The following is a 2553-nucleotide window of genomic DNA, read 5'->3' on the forward strand; positions in this document are numbered from 1 at the left end:
GTCCAGCGGGCAGTCCGGGTCAGGCCGCTGGAAGCCCGCCGTGGGTGCGATCACGCCGTCATGCAGCGCCATGATCGCCGCCAGCAGTTCCACCGCGCCGGTTGCGCCGATCAGATGGCCGTGCATCGATTTGGTCGAGGAGACCGGCAGGCGCGCGACGCCGGGCCCGAACACCTCGGCCAGCGCCGCGGCCTCGACCCGGTCATTCGCGGCGGTGGCGGTGCCGTGGGCGTTGACATAGCCGATGCTCTCCGGCCCCAGCCCGGCATCGGCCAGCGCGCCGCGCATCGCCCTCACCGCCCCGTCACGATCCGGCATGACGATATCGCCCGCATCCGAGGTCATGGAGAACCCCGCCACTTCGGCAAGAACCGCTGCACCGCGGGCGCGCGCATGCTCGTAATCCTCGAAGACAAAGACCGCCGCGCCCTCGCCCTGCACCATGCCGTTGCGTGTGGCGCAAAACGGACGGCAACCATCGGGCGACATGACCCGCAGCCCCTCCCAGGCCTTGATACCGCCGAAACACAGCGTCGCCTCGGCCCCGCCGGTCAGCAATACCCGGGCCGCGCCGGATCGGACCAGCTGAAACGCCAGCCCCATCGCATGGTTGGACGAGGCACAGGCCGTGGAAACCGTGAAGGCCGGCCCCTTGAACCCGTGGCGCATGGCGATATGGGCGGCGGCGGCGTTGTGCATCAGCCGCGGTATGGTGAAGGGATGCACCCGGTTCCTGCCCTGTGCATGCACCGCGCGGTAGCTTTCATCGATGGTGTTGTAGCCGCCGCCGCCGGTGCCCATCACCACGCCCGAGGCCAGCGCCAGTTCCTCACCGATGTCCAGCCCGGCCTGCGCCATCGCCTGACGCGCACTTTCCAGAGCGAATTGTGTAACGCGGTCAAAAAGAGCCAGTTCGGAGCGGCTGTGGCGTGCCTCTGCATCCCAGTCGCGCACCTGCCCGCCGATGCGAATCGACAAGCGCTCCACCTCGGGGAAATCCAGCGGGCCGATCGCCACCCGCCCGTCGCACAGCGCAGCCAGGGTGCCCGGCACGTCGCTGGCCAGGGCATTGACCGTGCCCGCCCCGGTGATCACCACGCGCCGCATCGCCCCTAGCCCCGGCGCGCGCGCACCAGCGCCTCAACCCCGGCAACGATGCCTGCGACCGTGCTCAGGTCGATACCCGATGTCTGCGGCGTGTTGGCATTGAACGGCACCGTGACATCGAACTGTTCCTCGATGGCGAAAATGATCTCGGCCTGGCCAAGGCTGTCGATGCCAAGGCTTTCAAGCGTGGCATCGGCCGCAATGTCAGCGGGCGCACAAAGAGCTTGCGCGGCCAGGATTTCCAGCACGCGTGCCCGAAAATCGGTTGTCGAATCGTGGCGCATATGGCCCATAGTGCCGCCCCTATCGGGTTTTGGTTACTCCCAGAGTATCCACCAGTTCCTTGACGGTTTTCTGAAGCTGGCTGAATTGTACCAGAAGTTTCGGCAAGCGGCGCTGGGCCTTGTAAAGCTCGATCTGCGCCTCCATCCGGGTCGCGGGCGAGCCCAGAAGCACGCGCCCGGCCGGCGCATTGGAATAGATCTTGGTTGACCCGCCCGCAACGACGTCATCACCCACGAAGATATTGTCGCTGACGCCAACCTGGCCGCCCAGAACCACCCGATTGCCGATCCTGGCCGACCCCGATATCCCCACTTGTCCGCAGATCATGCAATCCTCGCCGACCTGTGCGTTGTGACCGATCTGCACAAGGTTGTCGATCTTGGTACCGCGTCCGATCCTTGTGTCCCGGACGGTGCCGCGGTCGATGGTGCTGTTCGCGCCCATTTCGACATCCGCGCCGATCTCGACCGCGCCAAGCGAATGTATGCGCGCCCAGCGTTGCGGGGGAGCGGCCGGTGCGCCGGTGCCAAGCGTCTGGCGGGCGGCCTCGGCGCTGGATACCTCTGGCGTGACGAAAGAAAAGCCATCGGCACCAAGAACAGCCCCCGAATGCCCGATAAATCGCGTGCCGATGCGCACCCTTGGGCCAATGCGCACACCCGGCATCAGCAGGCAATCGGCGCCCAGAATTGCCCCGCCACCGATGAAGCAATGCGCGCCGATCCGCGAGCCCGCGCCGATCTGCGCCCCTTCCCCGATGACCACGAAAGGCCCGATCGCCACCCCCTCGCCGATCTGCGCCGAGGGCTCGATCACTGCGCTGGGGTGGATACCGGGGGCAATTCCGGGGCCCGGGTCCAGCATTTCGGTCAGCCCTGCCATGGCGTAGCGCGGGCGCGGCACGAACAGCGCGGCCTCCAGCCCCATCGCCCGCCAATCCGCGCCCTCCCACAAGAGCGCCGCGCGCGCGCGGCCTTGCGTCAGACCTTCGGCATATTTCGGGTCCATGGCCAGGGCCAGGGCATCCTCCCCGGCCGTTGCGGGTTCGGCCGCGCAGGTGATGATCAGATCGCCCTTGCCCTCAAGCCGGGCGCCGAGCGCGGCTGCGATATCGGACAGACGATGGCTCATGATCAGAAACTCCGGGTTGTGCGGTGGCGG

General features: G+C 67.2%; 3 protein-coding genes. All 3 read right to left on the reverse strand.

Features of this window, described 5'->3' with window-relative positions:
- On the reverse strand, nucleotides 1–1107 hold a 1107-nt coding region (locus Q7U95_RS05560; RefSeq protein WP_308752603.1), incomplete at its 3' end, for a beta-ketoacyl-[acyl-carrier-protein] synthase family protein.
- A 5-nt stretch (nucleotides 1108–1112) separates the two neighbouring features.
- Nucleotides 1113–1400 (reverse strand): acyl carrier protein, encoded by a 288-nt coding sequence (locus Q7U95_RS05565; protein ID WP_308752605.1) that lies wholly within the window; start codon nucleotides 1398–1400, stop codon nucleotides 1113–1115.
- A 10-nt stretch (nucleotides 1401–1410) separates the two neighbouring features.
- Nucleotides 1411–2553: UDP-3-O-(3-hydroxymyristoyl)glucosamine N-acyltransferase (lpxD, locus tag Q7U95_RS05570; RefSeq protein WP_308752607.1), on the reverse strand; the 1143-nt coding region annotated here is incomplete at its 5' end.

Origin of the sequence: Candidatus Oleimmundimicrobium sp. (genome assembly GCF_030651595.1) — a bacterium.
Taxonomy (GTDB): domain Bacteria; phylum Actinomycetota; class Aquicultoria; order UBA3085; family Oleimmundimicrobiaceae; genus JAUSCH01.

Bases quoted from the DNA above. Each gene is read 5' to 3' on its own strand.
- Q7U95_RS05565 (WP_308752605.1), bottom strand. From the start codon at position 1,400: ATGGGCCATATGCGCCACGATTCGACAACCGATTTTCGGGCACGCGTG.